Origin of the sequence: Kyrpidia sp., assembly GCF_023512215.1 — a bacterium.
In the GTDB taxonomy this organism is placed as follows: domain Bacteria; phylum Bacillota; class Bacilli; order Kyrpidiales; family Kyrpidiaceae; genus Kyrpidia; species Kyrpidia spormannii.
In genome coordinates this window covers 1-18,315 of the sequence record NZ_JAILZZ010000004.1, presented here as the reverse complement: position 1 = coordinate 18,315, position 18,315 = coordinate 1, and the positions used below count along the sequence as shown (strand labels likewise).

Sequence of the window (18,315 nt, the reverse complement as noted above, 5' to 3'; positions counted from 1 at the left end):
GATGGGGATCGTTACTGATTTGGATGACACGTTACTCGGTTCCTCGGAGTGTTTGTCCGCCTTTTTGCGCTGGCGGGAAGGGCGGCCGCAGTGGGGACTGGCCTATGCCACCGGCCGTTACCTGGACTCGGCGCTGCACGTGATGCGGGAAGCGGGGCTGCCACGGCCGGAGGCGTTGATTACCGACGTGGGGAGTCGGATCTTTTTCCCCGTTTCAGGTTTTCCCGGCGGAGGTTCGGGCCGGGAAACGGCGGGGGGCGAGGGTTCGCCGGTTTCCGGGACGGAGTGGGAAGAAGATTTGAGGTGGTGGAGCCGGGCCTTGGCAACCTGGCGTCCGGTGGAGGTGGTCCGGGCCCTGAAAAGAGTCCCGGGCTTTTCTGTGGACGCGGTGGACGGTGAAGATCCCCGGGGGCCGAAAGGGCGAATCAGCGGCAGGTGGGATGGAGATCCAGGCGTTGTCGCCAGGGTCGAGCAAGCACTGAAAGAGGCCGGTTTACCGACCCGGGTGGTGGTCAGCCGAGGGCGGCTCGACGTGATTCCGGCCTCGGGGGGGAAAGGGGCGGCGGCCCGGTACGCCGTGGCCCGGCTGGGTTGGCGGAAGGTCCTCGCCTGTGGGGACAACGGAAACGACCGGGACCTGCTTCTGGCCGGCTTTCCCGCTGTGCTGGTCGGAAACGCCGATAAGGGGATGCGGGAAGAACGTTGGCCGCCCCGGGTATACATCGCCTCGAAACCTTACGCCTGTGGTATACTCCAAGGATGGGAGCATTGGTATGGGGGTCCGAACATCGACGGGCCCTGACAGCCCCGGAAACTGTGCGAAGGAGTGCGTGGTTGTGGCTGGTCCCCATTCGGAGGGTCTTTCTCGCTATGAGCAGATCGCTGTGGATATTGCTCAAAAAATCGCGTCCCAGGAGTATACGGAAGGCATGAAGTTGCACGGTCGGTCCACCCTGGCCAGTCAGTACAACGTGTCGCCGGAAACGATTCGCAGGGCGATTTCCGTGCTTGATGCCGCGAAAGTGGTCCGGGTGCAACCCGGCGTTGGAATCGTGGTATTGTCGAAACGGGCGGCTGAATTGTTCCTGTCCCAGATGCATTTTAAGCGCACGCTGGAAGAGTTGCACCGCCGCCTCACCGAATTGGTGGAAAAACGCCGGGTGATTGACAACGAGATCGACCAGGTGCTTCACGATATTCAGCATTCTTCTCACCGGTACGTGGTGTTGCACGATTTACTTCACTGCGTGGCGATTCCCGAAGGTTCTCCGGTGATCGGAAAAACCCTGAGGGAACTCTCTTTTCGCAACGTGACCGGGGCGACGGTGGTATCCATCGAGCGGTCGGACCGGGCCATGAATCTCGCGGCCGGAGAGGCCCCCCTGTCCGCCGGGGATCTGCTTTGGCTCATTGCAGAACCCGGGTCTCTGGCCCAGGTGGAGCGGTTGTTGGGGAGCGGCCCCCAGATGTGACAGGAGGGGTGCCTCAGTGTCGGCAGAAAGCAACCGAGGGCCCGGGGACCCGGCGGTGCGGGCCCGGGGACTCGTCAAGCAGTACGGCCATTTTCAGGCGGTCCGGGGGATTGATTTGCTCGTTCGGCGCGGCGAGTGTTTCGGGGTGCTCGGCCCCAATGGGGCGGGGAAATCCACGACGATGAAGATGATTTACGGTCGCACGCCCCTCAGCGCCGGGGAACTCTTTGTGCTGGGGATGGATGTCCGCACGGAGATGCGGCGGATCAAAGCCCGGATCGGCGTGGTTCCCCAGGAGGATAATCTGGATCCTGATTTCACGGTGATCCGGAACCTGCTCGTGTTCGCCCGGTATTTTGGCCTGTCCCGGAGAATTGCCCTGGAACGGGCCGAGCAGCTGCTGGATTTTGTCGGTTTGGCGGAGCGGCGGGATTCCCGGGTGGACAGTCTCTCCGGGGGGATGAAACGTCGGCTGGTTATCGCCCGGGCCTTGATCAACAACCCGGAGCTGTTGATTCTGGACGAACCCACCACCGGGCTGGATCCCCAAGCCCGGCAGCTGGTGTGGAGCAAGATGCGGGAACTGCGCACCCGGGGGGTCACGCTGCTCCTGACCACCCATTACATGGAAGAAGCCGCCCGGTTGTGCGACCGACTCGTCATCATGGACGGGGGACGCATTCTGGCCGAGGGATCGCCCCAGGGTCTGATTGAAGCTCACGCCGGGCCCTGGACGGCAGAGGTGATGCTACCTCCGGCACAGCACCAAGAGGCGCTGAGGCGGTTAGAAGTCGACACGGCTGCCGGGGTCGGTCAAATCGGGAATCAAGGGATTCGCGGGTGGGAGTCGGCGGAAGATCGATTGTTGCTTTATACAGAGTCCGTCGAGGAGGCCACTGCAGCCTGCGAGCGTTTGAAGGCCATGGGACTTGGCGGGGCGGGCTTTTTCTCCAGGCCCACGACTTTGGACGATTTATTCCTGCGACTCACCGGGCGGACCCTCCGGGAGGGATGAGATGAGCGCGCGGGCGGTATGGGCGGTGTTCGCCCGAAATATGGATGTGTTTCGTCGCTACTGGTTGAACAACCTTGTGTCGAATTTTTTTGAACCCTTTTTGTATCTTTTGGGAATGGGTGTGGGGATGACTCGCTATGTGGGCGGGATCGATGGCGTTTCGTACACTGCCTTTATCGCTCCGGGGATTGTGGCGTCCACGGCCATGTTTGCGGCGACTTTCGAATCGACCTATGGAACTTTTGTCCGCATGGAGTTTCAGAAGACTTTCGATGCCATGATTGCGACCCCGGTGAACGTGGAGGAAGTGGCGGTCGGAGAACTGGTTTATGGGGCAGTCAAAGCGGCCATCGTCGGGGTGATCATCCTGGCGGTGGTGGAGGTGTTCGGGTTTGTGCCGGGGTGGCATTACTCCGCCCTCCTGGTTCCGCCCGCGGCTCTGCTCGTGGGGTTGGTTTTTTCGGCCCTGGCCATGACCGCTTCCACCCTCGTCCCTCAAATCGATCATTTTAATTACTACATCACGTTGTTGATCACTCCAATGTTTGTGTTTTCCGGGATCTTCTTCCCTTTGGAGGGATTGCCTTCCGCGGTGCAGGCGGTGGCGTGGTTTACACCCCTGATGCATGGGGTGCGCATGAGCCGGGAGTTGATCTTCGGCACGTGGACTCATGTCTGGGCGGATGCGCTGTGGTTGGCCGTGGCGGCCGCAGCCCTTTCATGGCTGCCCGTGATCTTGTTGCGTCGGCGATTGATTCGGTAGGGGAGGTGAAGGGATGCCGGACATTCGGATGATCGTGTATGACCTGGACGGGACTTTGTATCGGGATCGGAGCCATTTTCGTCGTTATTGCGAACTTCTGGCAGCCGGGGCCCCCCGACTGAGAGTGTTTGAACGGGATTGGGAAGAGATTGAAGAGGAACGCCACCCTCTGCGGGTGGGGATGTTTTTCAATGGCAGAACGGGGCAGATCTGCGGCCCGAAGGGTTTAATGACCTGGGAGGGGGAGGTGGTACAGGCGGGGTCAGCCTTTTATGATGATCTGGTGAACGACGTGGAACAAGAACGGGACCTGGGGGATTGGTTGTACATCGGCGACCTTTGGTGGTCGATGATCGCCCTGGCGGCGTGGCACCGGGTGCCGCCCGAGCGGCTGAGGGAAAGCTTCCTGGCTACCCGGGCGTATATGATGGAGGATACGGTGCCGCTCAGGACAGTGCCCGGTCTGAGGGAGTTCATCCAAGCTCGCAACCGGGAAGGGGTGGTGCAGATCCTGGCCACGAACAGCCCGGAACCGGATAGCCGGGCGATCATTGGAAAACTCGGCTTGAAAGGTCTGTTTCAGGTTTGCTCCTTTGTCACGGGCAAACCTGCCGGATTGCTCCCCCGGTTGCGGGAGTGGGCGGCCAAATTCGGCGTTTCCCTCGACGAGGTGCTCATGGTGGGCGACAACTACCGGAATGATGTGGTGCCGGCCCGGCGCGGGGGATGCCGGACCTTTTTTCTGGACCCGCACCGGGTGCCCCACCCGGTGCACGCCACGTACCACGAGAGACGGATCGAGTCCCTGTTCGTTCACTGGAATTCTCCTCAGAACTCCCGTTGATCACGAGCGAGGGGGGTCCGTCAAATTCCAGAACCGCCGGGCGTTGGTATCCAGAATCTCTTGTTTGACCTGTTGGCTCAGGGGCAGACCCTCGAACCAGGCTTTCACATCGGCCTGGCCGTTTAAAAATGGAATGTCGCTGCCAAAAAGTACGCGTCCGGGCAGGCGTTCGATCCACTCCACCCATTGCTCCGCCGGCGGCCAACCCATGGGGCCAGGCCAGTGGTTGAGTGTTTCCGGGGTGATGGCCGCCGTGTCAAAGACGACGTTCGGCAGCTGCTCGGCGAGGCGCACAAAAGATTCGGTCTCGTACAAGCCGAAATGAGCCACTTGAACCCGAAGTTCGGGAAACCGGTCCATGGTCCGGGCGAAAAATCGAACGCCCACCGTTCCGGTGTAGTCCCGGGGGGCCGTCCCGGCGTGAACGATCAAAGGCTTGTTGAAAGCGATCAATGTTTCATACAGTGGATCGAGCCTCGGGTCGTCCATGGAGACCCGCTGCACGGCGCAGTGGAGTTTCATTCCCGCAAAACCCAGTTCCCCCAAGCAATACTCGGTTTCCGCACTGACATCGTCGTCCTGGTGGACGCATCCGATGGGAACGACCTCGGGATGAACCGTCGCCAGGTCCGCCAACCAGTCGTTCAAGGACCGCGCCATTCCCGGTTTGTGGGCGTACAAGAGGACGAAGAATCGCTCCATTCCCTGCTTTCTGTGTTCTGCAAAGAGCTCTTCGGTCTGTTTGCCGTCATAAGGAATCTTCCAGCCATCCCGGCGAAACCAGGCGTAGATCGCGTTCATCAGCCGTTCGGGGAAGGCGTGGGTGTGCACATCGATCATTCGACGAAGACCTCCTTTTTGTAGCCATTTTAGCAAAATGATTCGAGAGTTAGAAACGCGTAGAAAGTGGTGGCGAAGTGCGCAAACTCTTCACAAAGGGCTCTTTGCGGAGGGGCGCCCAAAAATACCCCCGGGCCGGCCATGGCCCGGAGGCGGAAGGAGGTCTTGACGCCGGCTTGAGTCATATCTTTGGGAATCAGACCGGGCGGTAGATGTCGCCGCCGCTTCGCCGGAACTCCTCGGCTTTCTCCGCCATCCCGACTTCGACGGCCTCGCTCAGCTCCATTCCCTTGCTCGCCGCGTACTCCCGGATGTCCTGGGTGATGCGCATGCTGCAGAATTTCGGGCCGCACATCGAGCAAAAATGAGCCGTTTTTGCCGGTTCGGCGGGGAGGGTTTCGTCGTGGAAGGCATAGGCCCGCCGCGGGTCCAGGGAAAGGTGGAACTGATCCCGCCACCGGAACTCAAACCGCGCTTTCGACAGGGCGTCGTCCCAAGCCTGGGCGCCGGGGTGGCCTTTGGCGAGATCTGCGGCGTGGGCGGCGATTTTGTAAGCGATGACCCCGTCTTTGACATCTTGTTTGTTTGGCAGCCCGAGGTGCTCTTTGGGTGTCACGTAGCAGAGCATGGCCGTGCCGAACCAGCCGATCATCGCGGCCCCGATGGCCGAGGTGATGTGGTCATACCCCGGGGCGATATCGGTCACCAGGGGTCCCAGGGTGTAGAAGGGCGCTTCCTGGCAAACTTCCATCTCCCGATCGACGTTTTCCTTGATTTTGTGCATGGGAATGTGCCCGGGGCCCTCGATCATCACCTGAACGTCGTGTTTCCACGCGATTTTGGTGAGTTCGCCGAGGGTCTCCAATTCGGCGAACTGTGCCTCGTCGTTTGCGTCGGCGATGGAGCCCGGACGCAAGCCGTCGCCCAGGGACACGGAGATGTCATAGGCCCGCAGGATCTCGCAGATCTCTTCAAAATGGGTGTATAAAAAGTTCTCCCGGTGGTGGGCCAGGCACCAGGCCGCGAGGATCGATCCGCCCCGGGAGACGATGCCCGTCACCCGTTTGGCGGTGAGAGGAATGTACCGCAACAGGACACCGGCGTGGATGGTGAAATAATCCACTCCTTGCTCCGCCTGTTCGATGAGGGTGTCCCGGTAGATCTCCCATGTCAACTCTTCCGGGCGGCCGTCTACTTTTTCCAAAGCCTGATAGATCGGGACCGTGCCGATGGGAACCGGGGAGTTGCGGATGATCCACTCCCGCGTCGTATGGATATTGCGCCCCGTGGATAGATCCATGACCGTATCCGCCCCCCACAGGGTGGCCCAGGTCATTTTTTCCACTTCTTCCTCAATGGACGAGGATACCGCTGAATTGCCGATATTTGCGTTGATTTTCACGTGAAAATTCCGTCCGATAATCATCGGCTCGCTCTCGGGGTGGTTGATGTTCGCCGGAATGATGGCCCGGCCCCGGGCGACCTCTTGGCGGACGAATTCGGGATCCAGGTTCTCCCGGAGGGCGACGAACTCCATTTCCGGGGTGATGATACCTTGTCTTGCGTAATGCATCTGGGTCACTGTCCGGCCGGGCTTCGCCCGTAAGGGTTTGCGCGTGAGACCGGGGAACACTTCGCGGTTCGCCCGGGGGTCGTCGGGCCGCATTCCGTCGTCCTGGGGCAGCACCCGGCGGCCTTCGTATTCTTCGACGTCACCGCGCTCGAGAATCCACGGGCGACGCAGGGGCGGAAGGCCCCGGCGCACGTCCGGGACATAATCCGGGTCGGTGTAGGGGCCGCTCGTGTCGTACACCCGAAGGGGCGGATTGTTTTCCGGCCCCGAGAGGCCATCGGTTGGGGAGAGATGGATTTCCCGCATCGGCACCCGCAGGTCCGGGCGAGAACCTTGAAGATACACTTTGCGACTTTCTGGAAAATGCCCGGCATAAGACGGTACAAAGGGACCGTTTGGATTCGGCATGGAAGAGACCTCCTTTGGGGTGGTCATGCTGCACGTCCAGGGCGTCGGCGGGGTTCCTGACCGTTCACCCGGTGGCGCCCGGCGCGCGGTCCGGAAGGCTGGTCGGCGTGGCGGCCACTCTGGGGAACTTCCGTTGCCGCTCCTCTGGGGAGATCCCGTCGCACCTGTCTGGGCCCTGGCCGGCGGGTTTGGCGAGGAAAAGAAAAACCGCGCCGGACCGGGGGCGGTTTGGCGCGGACGCGTGTCGAAAACGGTGTTTTGTGGCACGGCGCTGAGCGACGACAAGTGTTCCTCCGCTGGCATTACCCAGGTCAGGTTCTGACGGTCGGCAGCGGATCGGCTGCCCTCTCAGCCCGGCTCCCCGAGCTCCCGTAGATGTGCAGTTGTGCTGGTTTGAGAATAGCACAAGGGCGCTCCGGGGGCAAGGGAACGGGCCGGGGAGGAGGTGGGGCGGCATGGCCGATTCGCCTGTGATTCAACGATACACGAATGATTCATGGGCGGATTGTTCCGCACTCAATGTAACAGTAGGAGAAGTCCGTTGCGTGCTGAATTGTCGCCCCGGGCTGGTGAACCTTGAAAAAGGCCGATAGGAGAAACCTCTATTTTCTTTGGTATGATTCTTGCTAACTGGCTGATGGGGGGGCGCCCGGGTCAGAAAGTCAAAGATTCGGGTAAGGGGGTACCGCCGAGAGGGAATCATCAATTCTTGCAGGAGAAGGGGTTGTGGGATGAGTCAAACAACGTTGAAACGCGGCGTGCTGAGTTTTGGCGATGTGATGGTCTCGGGCCTCGCGAACATCGGCCCCGCCATGAGTCTTTTTTTCGGTGCAGCCTTTTTGGCCGCCACGGTGGGTTCTTCGATTCCTTTTGAAGTCATGGTCGCGGGCATCGCGGTGCTGACGTTGGGGAATACGATGGCCCAATTCTCCAAATCGATCCCCAGTGCTGGATCCTTCGTCACTTTTATTAGCCGGACCTTTGGCGGCGCGGTGGGGACCGCCAGTGCTTTCGTTATCGTCATCGGGTACATTATTGCCATCGCCGGGGTCATCGCGGTGCTCGGCGGCTGGGTGTCGGCGCTATTGTCCCGGGATCTCGGCCTTCACGTGCCCTGGCTGGCGGTGATGATCATCGGGAGCCTCGGAATTACGGCGCTGCTTTTGCGCGGAGTGAAGGTGTCCTCCTTTTGGGCGATCGTTTTCTTCTTCTTTGAAGCGGGGGTGCTCCTGCTTCTCGCCGGGGCGATCTTGATCAAAGGGGGCGCCCAGGGGATATCCGCCGTGCCTCTCACTCCTTCGGGGGCTTCCCTGGGAGCTTTGGCCACCGCTTTTCCTTTGGTGATGTTTATGTTTGTAGGATGGGAAAATAGCGGTGCCCTCGCCGAGGAGACCGCCGATCCCCGGCGAAATGTTCCCCGGGCGATCTTTTTCACGATTTTGATCGTGGCGGTTTTATTCATCCTTTCGTCTTATGCGGCGGTTTTGGGGTTCGGTCCGGGCCACATCGACCTGATGGCCAAGGACGAAGCGCCTTTTGATACGTTAGGCCGGCAGTATTTGGGGCCTTTTCGCGTTCTCGTCGATTTGGCCGGATTGACGAGCATCGTGGCCACCATCGTGGCGGCGGGGAACTCCCAGACCCGCATCCTGTTCCACGCCGGGCGGGAGCACCTGCTTCCGTCGATTTTTGGCCGGGTGCACGGCAAGAATCAGACGCCCCACGTGGCGATTTACACGTACATGGGCGTCGCCACTCTTTTGGCGTTGTTATTGGGATTAAAATTTGATGCCAACACCACCTACGGGTATTTGACCACCCTGGGGACGATCCCGTTGATCCTGATGTATGCGGTGTCAAACCTGGCATTGCCGTGGTATTATTTAAAAGTTCATCGGGAGCAGTTTGGGTGGGTTCGCCACCTGTTGGTCCCCATCGTCGGGCTGGTGATTCTCGTCTGGCCATTTTGGCAACTCGTTCAGCCCGAACAGGAGTGGCCGATGAATTGGTTCCCGTGGATCACCCTGGCTATCGTCCTGGCGGGCATCGGTTGGACGTGGTATCGGTTGAAGAAATTTCCCGAGGTGTCGGAAAAAGCCGGCAGTATCCTGGCGGACTCCCAAGAGCATTGAGGGGACTCTTGAGATTGAAAGAAACGGAGGGTCCGGCTGCCGTTAGTGTTGCGTGACCGGAATGGCGAGTGCACGATGACGATAAGTGGCAGGTGGCTTTTGTTTATCGAGCGAGGAAGGTGGCAAGGGATGGGACGGATTGATAAACGTTGCTGGATCGGGCAGGGGATGGCGCAATGAGGATGGATGATGAGGCCCCAAAATGGGCGCCGATTCCACCCGGTGATGTTGCCGCTCCCCTGGCCGGTGTGCGGGTGCTGGATCTTTCCCGGGTGTTGGCCGGGCCTTTTTGTACGATGCTGCTGGGGGACCTGGGGGCGGAAGTGATCAAAGTGGAGACGCCCCGGGGTGGGGACGAGACCCGGAGTTGGGGCCCTCCCTTTGCCGGGGATGTCAGCGCGTACTATCTCTGTGCGAACCGGAACAAGCGGTCGATTGCCGTTAACCTCAAGTCTGCCGAGGGGCTGGAGGTCATCAGGCGCCTGGCCGCCCGCAGTGACGTGGTGATCGAAAATTTTCGCCCGGGGAAGGCCGAGGAGCTGGGGGTGGGATATACCCAGCTCAAAGAGCTCCGGCCGGATCTCGTCTATTGCTCAATCAGCGGATTCGGCCAAACCGGGCCGTACCGGAACCTGCCCGGATATGATTTTATCGTCCAGGCGATGTCGGGACTCATGAGCATCACCGGGGAGGCGGACAGGCGGCCGATGAAAGTCGGGGTGGCGGTGGCCGATGTGTTCACCGGGCTGTTCGCCGCCCTCGGGATCGTGTCGGCGCTGCGGGTGAAGGAGCGAACCGGGGTGGGGCAGTACATCGACCTGGCGCTGATGGATGTGCAGATCGCCGCCATGGTGAACGTGGCCAGCAATTACCTGGTGGGCGGCAATGTCCCCCGGCGGTATGGCAATCAACACCCGAACATCGTGCCGTATCAAACTTTTGAGGCGGCGGACGGGGAGATCGCCGTGGCGGTCGGCAACGACCGGCAATTCCGGCGGTTGTGCGAGACGATGGGGGTGCCGGAGTGGGCGGAGGATCCCCGGTTTGCCACGAATGACCGCCGGGTGGAGAATCGCGACGTGCTGATCCCCATGCTTCAGGAGCGGTTCCGAACGCGGACGGGGCGGGAGTGGATGACGGCTCTGGCGGAGCACGAGATTCCTTGTGGTCCCATCCAGACGATGGACCAGGTGTTCGCCGATCCCCAGGTTCAGGCCCGAGAGATGGTGCGCCGTCTGGTCCATCCGTCCGCCGGGGAGGTGCCGGTGGTGGCGAATCCGTTAAAATTGTCGGAAACTCCGGTGCAGATCCGGCGGCATCCTCCGGATCTGGGGGAGCATACCGAGGAGATCTTATTGGAACTCGGCTATACGCTGGAGCAAATTGAAGCTCTGGAGGCGGGTGGAAGCGTTCGCCGGGGCAGGAGCAGGGGGCCGGCGCCGGGGGACGGGGCTTCCGGGCAGAGGCCCGAATCCGACTCGCGGTAGGGTACGAAGGGTGTGGCCGCTCTGGTTGGCCTCGCGGGAATGAGGTCCTTGCCAGGGCTTTGGCCCCGGGACGTGCGGCGGGGAGGGCCAGCCGTGCAGAAGTCGGTCCTGCCAGAACCGGCCAAATCGACGGAGCCCAGCCAAAGAGACCGGCAGGCCGGCCAAACGAACCGGAGGCCACCCGAACGGAACGCCGGGCCAACCAAAAAGATCGGCGGACTGCCGAATGGACCGCCGGGCCCGCCGAACAGACTGAACAGAAAAGGAGAGACACCATGCTGGATTTTAGTTTGACAGAAGAGCAGATTGCCGTTCGCGATATGGTGCGGGACTTTGTGGACAAGGAGATTCTGCCCTACATCAAAGAGTGGGATGAGAACCATCATTTTGAGCGCAGCGTCCTGGACAAGCTGGCGAAGCTCGGCCTGATGGGCGTGTGCATTCCCCAGGCCTACGGCGGGGCGGGGATGGATTACAATACCCTGGCTTTGGTGTGTGAAGAGTTGGAGCGGGGGGACACGGCGTTTCGCACCGCGGTGTCGGTGCACACCGGGCTGAATTCCATGACTCTCCTGCAGTGGGGCACCGAGGAGCAAAAGCAAAAATATTTGGTTCCCCAGGCGAAAGGGGAGAAACTGGGGGCCTTTGGCCTGACCGAGCCCGGGGCCGGGTCGGACGTGGCGTCGATGCAGACCACGGCGGTGCGGGACGGCAAGGGGTACCGGTTGAACGGGTCGAAAATTTGGATCTCCTTGGCGGATGTGGCGGATCATTTTCTGGTGTTCGCCTATACGGATAAATCCAAGAAACACCACGGGATCACGGCATTTATCGTCGAGCGGACCTGGGAAGGGTTCAGCAGCCGGCCGATCAAAGGGAAACTCGGCATCCGGGCCGGGAATACCGGGGAGATCATTTTTGAGGATCTGTGGGTGCCGGAGGAGAATCGGCTAGGTGAAGAAGGCGAGGGGTTCAAGATCGCCATGTCGGCTCTGGACAACGGGCGGTTCACCGTGGCGGCGGGGGCCTGCGGGACGATTCAGGCCTGCCTGGAGGCGTCGCTGAAATACAGCCACGAGCGGGAGACCTTTGGGAAGGAGATCGGGCGGCACCAGCTGGTGCAGCAGATGATTGCGAAGATGGCGGCGAACCTGGAGATCTCCCGGCTTCTGGTGTGGAAGGCGGGTTGGCTGAAAAATCAAGGGCAACGCTGCACCCGGGAGGTGTCCCTGGCCAAATGGGTGGCCTGCGACGCGGCTTGGGAGGCGGCCAGCGAAGCGGTGCAGATCCACGGGGCGTACGGATACTCGAACGAATACCCGGTGGAACGGTATCTGCGCAACGCCAAGGCGCCTGTGATCTACGAGGGGACCCGGGAGATCCACACAATTATGCAGGCGGAGTACGCATTGGGATACCGGGAGGACAAGCCGCTGAACAAGATGTTGCCCTCCTGGCCCTTTGAGGTGGACGGGGAGCGAGGCTGAAGAGTTTAAAGACAAACGTAAAAGGGTCATGTATCAGGTTGTTGAAGGTGAACCTTTGGCCTATCAGGCTTGATGAACAGCCAGATCGGACCCGCACGTCCGGTGGTGTGAGAGGACGGGGGCTGGTCGCCCCCTCCTACTCTATGTCGCTGCCGAGAAGTTTCTGGTGCTTCACCCACGGGTCCATCCGTGGTCGAGACCCGGCGTGGAGATTGACATCCCCGTCCAGTTGGTGGTCTAGGCGCTGCCGTATCCGGGGGAACTGAACGGTAGGAGAGATGTTACAAACATATCGGACTAGATCATACACAATGGCATCGCCTCCTTGGGTATGGCTTCCCTTGGGAGGCTTTCTTCATTTGTCGAATTTTCCTGTTGGCTTCCAACCAAAAAAGTATGTCTTGTTCCTCAGCCCCTCCTTGATTTCCTCCGCACGAGAGCGATCCCTGAGATCGGGAATATAATATAACATTTAAGAAAATAAAACTTGACGTCTAGCACAACCGTTGGTATAATCTGCCCCAGAATCGCGTTGTTATCGTAAGATTTATTACGTATATCTAACATAAAATAGTTGCAGTGAAGTCCCAGGTACCAAGCACGAGTATGGCCAGGCGAAGTTCGCCGAGCCTACGACATCCAGAAGGAGGTCATGTTTGTGGAACGGATTCGAAATCGATCTCTGAGAATTCGCTCTTCGCTGGCCGTTGCCATGGTCGCTTTCCTTGTCACCGCCTGTGGGGGCGGGGGCGCGTTGCCGTCCTCGTTAGACTCCGGGGGTGGCGCGTCAGGAGGGGTCATCAAGATCGCCACCCAGTCTCCTCTCTCTGGCGGGAACGCCACCTTGGGTGAAGCGATCAAACTCGGGGCGCAGATGGCTGTGGAGGATCGCGCAGAAGATTTTAAGAAACTCGGCTTTACTCTCCAGCTGGTGCCCTACGACGACCAGGCCGATCCGAAAAAGGGCGTGGCCAACGCCCAAATGATCGCCGCAGATCCGGACATTCTGGGTGTGGTCGGGCACCTCAATTCCGGTGTAGCCATTCCATCGTCGGAAGTCTATGAAAAATACTCCATTCCCATGGTCTCGCCGTCCAACACGGCCACCCAGGTCACCGATCGAGGACTGAAGACCGTCAATCGCATCTGTGCCCGGGATGATTTTCAGGGACCGGCCGGCGCCAAATTCGCCGTTCAACAACTCGGGGCCAAAAAGATTTTCGTGATCCAGGATAAAACCGCTTACGGTCAGGGGCTGGCGGATGCATTTAGGGACGCCGCGCAAAAGCTGGGCGCCGAGATTGTCGGTTATGAAGGCATCACCGTGGGCGAAAAAGATTTTAACGGCGTGCTAAACCAGGTCAAAGCGAAGAACCCCGATCTCATCTATTACGGCGGGACCTATGCGGAAGGCGGATTGATCGTCAAACAGGCCCGGGACAAAGGACTTAATATGAAGTTTATGGGCGGTGATGCCCTCGACTCCTCCAGCATGGTGGAAATCGCCGGTCCCGCCATTGTCGACACTTATTACACCTCGATTGCCGCCGATGTCACCAAAACGGACCAAGGGAAGCAATGGGCCCAGCGATATGAACAAAAATTCGGCAAAAAGGTCGAATCCTATTCCTCCTATGGGTACGACAGTGCCATGGTCCTCTTGAAAGCTGTCGAAAACGCCATCCGGGCCAACGGCGGCAAGAAACCCAGCCGGGAACAGGTGCGGGATGCCGTGCGGGCTATCCAGGATTATAAGGGAGTTGTCACCGAAGTCGGCTTCGACAATAAAGGCGACAACAAGTACGCCAAGGTCTACGTGTATCAATTTGAACCCGGCCAGTATCCCGGGAAACAGATCGGTGAGTTGACAAAGGAATGAACCCGCCTTAAGACCGCATTTTTGTCGGGGGGATGCGTATGCTGGCCCAAATCTTGCAAAATCTTCCGCAGGTTTTGGTGGACGGCATCACCTTGGGCGCCGTGTACGCCACCGTCGCCCTGGGATACACCATGGTTTACGGAATTCTGGAGTTGATCAACTTCGCACACGGTGAAATTTTCATGACCGGGGCCTTTGTCGGCACGGCCGTCTTGATGGGGTTGAATGCAGCCGGGGTGCTCCAGGCCATCCCGAAAGCGGCGGCTCTGCTGATCGCTTTGGTTGTGGCCATGGTGATCACTGGTTTTCTGGGGGTCGGCATCGAGCGGGTGGCCTATCGCCCGCTTCGCAACGCCCCCCGCCTGATTCCTTTGATCTCCGCCATCGGCGTTTCTTTCGTCTTGCAGGATGTGGTTCGCTTCATTGCGGAATGGAGAACCGGAAATTACATCGTCACCGGGATCGCGTTGTACGATTCGGAGATCTCATTGGGTTCTGTGACCGTCAAGACCAACGCCCTGATCGTCTTGGGCGCAGCGATCGTCATGATGGCCGGGCTCGGGTTGTTTGTTCAGAGGACCAAATGGGGGGCCGCGATGCGCGCGGTGGCCGAGGATAAGGACACGGCGGCCCTGATGTCTATCAATGTCAACAAGGTGATTGCGTTGACATTTTTTATCGGCTCGGCTCTCGGCGGGGCCACCGGGGTGTTGTTCGCCCAGCAGTACGGGACCATCGACCCCTACATCGGCTTCATCCTCGGGTTGAAAGCCTTTACTGCGGCTGTCCTAGGGGGGATCGGCAATATACGCGGCGCCATGTTCGGAGGATTTCTCCTCGGGATCCTGGAGATGTTCGCCTCGGCGGAGCTTGGTGTGTTGACGGGCGGGGTGCTCGGGGCTGAGTACAAAGACGTTTTTGCCTTCCTCATCCTTATCGCCGTCCTGCTGTTTAAACCCGAGGGTCTGTTCGGTCAGGTCGTCAAAGAGAAGGTGTGAGCGGCGTGAAGGCGATTAAATGGACGTTTCCATTCGCGCGGTACAATCCTTGGATTCAAGCGCTGATTCTTGCGGTTTATACGGCCGGGGTCTTGGTGGCGTGGACTGTGACCGGGCAGTCAGTCCTTTGGTTTCTGTTGTTACTCGCCTCACTCCTTTTTTTGTACTATTCAAGCCTTCCTCGCAAGGTTCAATGGATTTGGGCAGCGGTGGTCCTGGGAGTGATCCTACCTCTTGTTGCCTCGACGGGCCCGGCTTATGAATCTTATATGGAAGTCGCGACCCAGATGGGGATCTACATCGCCATGGCGGTGGGCCTGAACATTGTCGTGGGATTTGCCGGTCTGTTGGATCTCGGCTTTGTGGCTTTCTTTGCCCTTGGCGCTTACACGTATGCCATCTTTTTCTCCGATCAAGCCAACCAATTTTTGAGCGTGCATAATTTTCCCCTTCCCGGAGGGTTGTTCTGGCTGTTTCTTCCCTTGGGGATGTTCATCGCCGGGCTTTTCGGGGTGCTGTTGGGTTTGCCGGTGCTTCGGGTCAAAGGGGATTATCTCGCCATCGTGACCCTCGGGTTCGGGGAGATCATCCGAATCATCTTTAACAACTTAGATAAACCGGTGAACATCACCAACGGTGCCATCGGGATTTCGTCGGTCCAGCCGCCGGAACTGTTCGGCGTGAGATTTACGTTTCCTCACCATTATTACTTCCTTGTGCTCGTCTTGCTGGCGGCGGTGCTGTACGCTGTCCACCGGCTTGAAAATTCTCGGATTGGCCGGGCGTGGAAGGCGGTGCGGGAAGACGAGATCGCGGCTCAGGCGATGGGCGTGCCGCTGGTGCGGACAAAATTGACCGCCTTTGCTGCCGGGGCGAGTTTTTCGGGGATCATGGGGGTGGTGTTTGCCGCCAAGCAGGCATTTATCGACCCCACCAGTTTCACGATGCTGGAATCGATCACAATTCTGGTGATGGTGATTTTGGGGGGGATGGGTAGCCTGCCCGGAGCGGTGGTGGGGGCGTGCCTGGTGACGGCATTGAACCTTCAGTTGTTGCCGCAACTGACCAATTGGTTCAATCAACTGGCTGCCCAGGGCGTGATTTCATTTCCATCGGCCCTTTCACCTTCGAAAATGCAGCGTTTCCTTTTCGGCATGTTGTTGATTCTCTTTACCGTGTTTCGACCGAAGGGGCTGTTGCCCGCCCGGTTGCGGCGGCACGACCCGAAGCGCATGGCGGAGTTGGCCCGGGAGTTTCGGCCTGGAATGGCCGGTGCCCATTCATCGCTTTCCTCGGGTGGTCCTTTGGAGGAACCAGAATCCTCGCCTCCGTCGGATAAGAGCGTGCAGAAGGAGGGAATGTCGCCGTGAATGTGTTGGAGGTGCGCTGTGTCGGCAAGCAATTCGGGGGCTTGGTGGCGGTAGATCAAATCGATTTTGATGTAGAAAAGGGATCGATCACTGCGGTGATTGGGCCGAACGGCGCGGGAAAGACGACATTGTTTAACCTGGTGACCGGTGTGTACCAGCCGGATCGCGGAGACATTCTTTTTGACGGCCGGTCTTTGGTGGGGTTGCGCCCAGATCGGGTGGCCGCTCTGGGGATTGCCCGGACATTTCAAAATATCCGCCTCTTCGCTGATCTGTCGGTGGTCGACAACGTACGGGTTGCGATGCACGGGCGATTGAAGTCAGGGATCTTCGATATTTTGTTGAACCGACGCAAAACCCGCATCGAAGAGCGCCGGGCCCTGGGAGAGGTGTGCGGACTGCTGGCATATCTGGATCTCGAACCGTGGATCAACGAGCCGGCCAAAAATCTTCCTTACGGCGTTCAGCGTCGGCTGGAGATTGCCCGGGCTCTGGCCACCCGGCCGAAGTTGTTGCTGCTGGACGAACCGGCCGCCGGCATGAGCCCCCGGGAAACCTGGGAACTGAGTGAGTTGATCCGCCGGCTGCGGGACGACTTCGAGCTGACCGTTTTGCTGATCGAACACGACATGAAATTGGTGATGGATATTTCGGAGCGCATCGTGGTACTTGATTACGGTCGGATTATTGCCGAGGGTACGCCCGAGGAGATTCGGTCCGATCCCAGGGTGATCGAGGCCTATCTCGGGCGCAGTGCCGTCGCTGACGGCACGTATTCTTGAGCCGTGGGAGAGGTGCGAATGGGCGGCGGCGCCGTGCGTGGGGAGAGCCGTGTGCGAAGCCAACCAGCCGTACGCTGGAGGGTTTTTAACAGGCTGGTTTGGGGTCAGATCGTGTGGAGGTGAGCATCGCTTGCAATCAGCGCGGCAAAGGATGCGAGGGGAGAAGGTGGGTTTTCTCACTTTAGAGAAGATACACGTGTTCTACGGCGGGATCCACGCTCTCAAAGGGGTGAGCTTGTCCGTAGATAAAGGCGAAATCGTCACGTTGATCGGCGCAAACGGAGCGGGCAAGACCACCACCCTCCGAGCGATCTCTGCTCAGGCTGCGGTGAAAGAGGGGCGAATCGTATTCGATGGGCAGGAGATTACGCGCTGTCCCACCCATGAAGTGGTGAGCCTTGGCATCGGCCATGTGCCCGAGGGACGCAAGATTTTTTCTCGGTTGACCGTGTGGGAGAATCTCGAGCTCGGTGCCTTTGGGGTCCGCAACAAAGAAAGGATCAGGGACCGGATGGGGGAAGTATTTGACTACTTTCCGCGGCTCAAGGAGCGCCTGAATCAGAAGGCGGGGACGCTCAGCGGCGGGGAGCAGCAGATGCTCGCCATCGGCCGGGCGTTGATGGGTGAACCGTCGTTGCTGCTCCTCGACGAACCGTCCATGGGGCTGGCGCCCATCGTCGTGGAGCAGATTTTTGAAATTCTGGGCGAATTGAATCGGCGGGGCATGACCCTCTTGCTGGTGGAGCAGAACGCTTTTCAAGCTCTTCAACTGGCTGATCGGGGGTACGTCATCCAAAACGGGGAAATTCTCCTCGCTGATGCGGCCCAGGCGTTGATCGAAAATGAAGAGGTTAAGGCAGCGTACCTGGCGTGAGGAGAGGACGGTTGAGGATGGGGTCGGCTTGGATCGTCAAAGGATCGGGTGCCATGGCCCCTCGTCGTGGTTCCTCATGAAGTTCTACTGGAATGGTGTAGACCATTGGACACTAGTCAGTCATTTTATCGACCATTTGTTTGCCGTACCTATGAATTGCCGCATGGTTCAGTGCGAGATACCTCATGGCCCGATCGTTCATTCGCGATTGGAGATCTAAGGCTGGCCCGATCGTTGTACCTTGACTATACTGAGGGCAGGGGGGAGGTCGTGAAGATATCGCGGAATTCTAACGATATCGTGGCGGAGGTGGGGGCGTGGCCGACCTGCTTTACTCTGTTCAACGGGAAGCCATTGAAAAAGGTTGGAAAGAAGGTTTGCAGAAGGGTCT

The 18,315-nt window shown here is 59.2% G+C and carries 15 protein-coding genes and 1 riboswitch; of the genes, 13 read left to right on the top strand and 2 right to left on the bottom strand.

Features of this window, described 5'->3' with window-relative positions; all coding sequences use genetic code 11:
- Position 1: 1 nt before the first annotated feature.
- From K6T64_RS02885 to K6T64_RS02865, 5 genes are read left to right on the top strand one after another with little or no spacing between them, the layout of a single operon-like run.
- Positions 2-802, top strand: a complete 801-nt coding sequence (locus K6T64_RS02885; RefSeq protein WP_198592112.1) for an HAD family hydrolase — start codon at positions 2-4, stop codon at positions 800-802.
- 34 nt (positions 803-836) lie between these two features.
- Positions 837-1,472, top strand: a complete 636-nt coding sequence (locus K6T64_RS02880; protein ID WP_170084971.1) for a GntR family transcriptional regulator — start codon at positions 837-839, stop codon at positions 1,470-1,472.
- 16 nt (positions 1,473-1,488) lie between these two features.
- Positions 1,489-2,487 carry an ABC transporter ATP-binding protein gene (locus K6T64_RS02875; RefSeq protein ID WP_288008488.1) on the top strand — a complete coding sequence of 333 codons (999 nt, stop codon included), beginning with the start codon at positions 1,489-1,491 and terminating at the stop codon, positions 2,485-2,487.
- A 1-nt stretch (position 2,488) separates the two neighbouring features.
- On the top strand, positions 2,489-3,250 hold the full coding sequence (locus tag K6T64_RS02870) for an ABC transporter permease (RefSeq protein WP_100666915.1): 762 nt from the start codon (positions 2,489-2,491) through the stop codon (positions 3,248-3,250).
- Between the two features lie 13 nt (positions 3,251-3,263).
- The gene (locus K6T64_RS02865) at positions 3,264-4,094 is read left to right on the top strand and encodes an HAD family hydrolase (RefSeq protein ID WP_288008487.1); all 831 of its coding nucleotides are present in this window, start codon (positions 3,264-3,266) and stop codon (positions 4,092-4,094) included.
- On the opposite strand, the gene K6T64_RS02860 is transcribed toward K6T64_RS02865, so the two are convergent.
- Both K6T64_RS02860 and thiC read right to left on the bottom strand, forming a co-directional pair.
- On the bottom strand, positions 4,095-4,934 hold the full coding sequence (locus K6T64_RS02860; protein ID WP_288008486.1) for an amidohydrolase family protein: 840 nt from the start codon (positions 4,932-4,934) through the stop codon (positions 4,095-4,097).
- A gap of 196 nt (positions 4,935-5,130) precedes the next feature.
- Complete coding sequence (gene thiC, locus K6T64_RS02855; RefSeq protein WP_100666918.1) at positions 5,131-6,915, bottom strand: phosphomethylpyrimidine synthase ThiC; 1,785 nt, start codon at positions 6,913-6,915, stop codon at positions 5,131-5,133.
- 270 nt (positions 6,916-7,185) lie between these two features.
- Positions 7,186-7,298, bottom strand: a riboswitch (TPP riboswitch).
- A gap of 348 nt (positions 7,299-7,646) precedes the next feature.
- Between thiC and K6T64_RS02850 the strand changes: the two genes are divergently transcribed.
- From K6T64_RS02850 to K6T64_RS02815, 8 genes are all read left to right on the top strand, one after another.
- On the top strand, positions 7,647-9,047 hold the full coding sequence (locus K6T64_RS02850; protein WP_288008485.1) for an APC family permease: 1,401 nt from the start codon (positions 7,647-7,649) through the stop codon (positions 9,045-9,047).
- A 182-nt stretch (positions 9,048-9,229) separates the two neighbouring features.
- Complete coding sequence (locus K6T64_RS02845) at positions 9,230-10,534, top strand: CaiB/BaiF CoA transferase family protein (RefSeq protein ID WP_483306125.1); 1,305 nt, start codon at positions 9,230-9,232, stop codon at positions 10,532-10,534.
- Between the two features lie 275 nt (positions 10,535-10,809).
- Positions 10,810-12,021 (top strand): acyl-CoA dehydrogenase family protein, encoded by a 1,212-nt coding sequence (locus tag K6T64_RS02840; RefSeq protein WP_288008483.1) that lies wholly within the window; start codon positions 10,810-10,812, stop codon positions 12,019-12,021.
- A gap of 652 nt (positions 12,022-12,673) precedes the next feature.
- Positions 12,674-13,900, top strand: coding sequence for a branched-chain amino acid ABC transporter substrate-binding protein (locus K6T64_RS02835; protein ID WP_483306122.1), 1,227 nt, complete (start codon positions 12,674-12,676; stop codon positions 13,898-13,900).
- A 38-nt stretch (positions 13,901-13,938) separates the two neighbouring features.
- Positions 13,939-14,898 (top strand): branched-chain amino acid ABC transporter permease, encoded by a 960-nt coding sequence (locus K6T64_RS02830; RefSeq protein WP_288008481.1) that lies wholly within the window; start codon positions 13,939-13,941, stop codon positions 14,896-14,898.
- A gap of 5 nt (positions 14,899-14,903) precedes the next feature.
- Entirely contained in the window at positions 14,904-16,268 is a 1,365-nt protein-coding gene (locus tag K6T64_RS02825; protein WP_483306121.1) for a branched-chain amino acid ABC transporter permease, read from the top strand.
- On the top strand, positions 16,265-17,050 hold the full coding sequence (locus K6T64_RS02820) for an ABC transporter ATP-binding protein (protein WP_170084981.1): 786 nt from the start codon (positions 16,265-16,267) through the stop codon (positions 17,048-17,050). Before K6T64_RS02825 ends, K6T64_RS02820 begins: the two co-directional genes overlap by 4 nt.
- A 166-nt stretch (positions 17,051-17,216) precedes the next feature.
- A complete protein-coding gene (locus K6T64_RS02815; protein ID WP_415270898.1) occupies positions 17,217-17,924 on the top strand; it encodes an ABC transporter ATP-binding protein in 708 nt (235 codons plus the stop codon).
- Positions 17,925-18,315 lie beyond the last annotated feature (391 nt).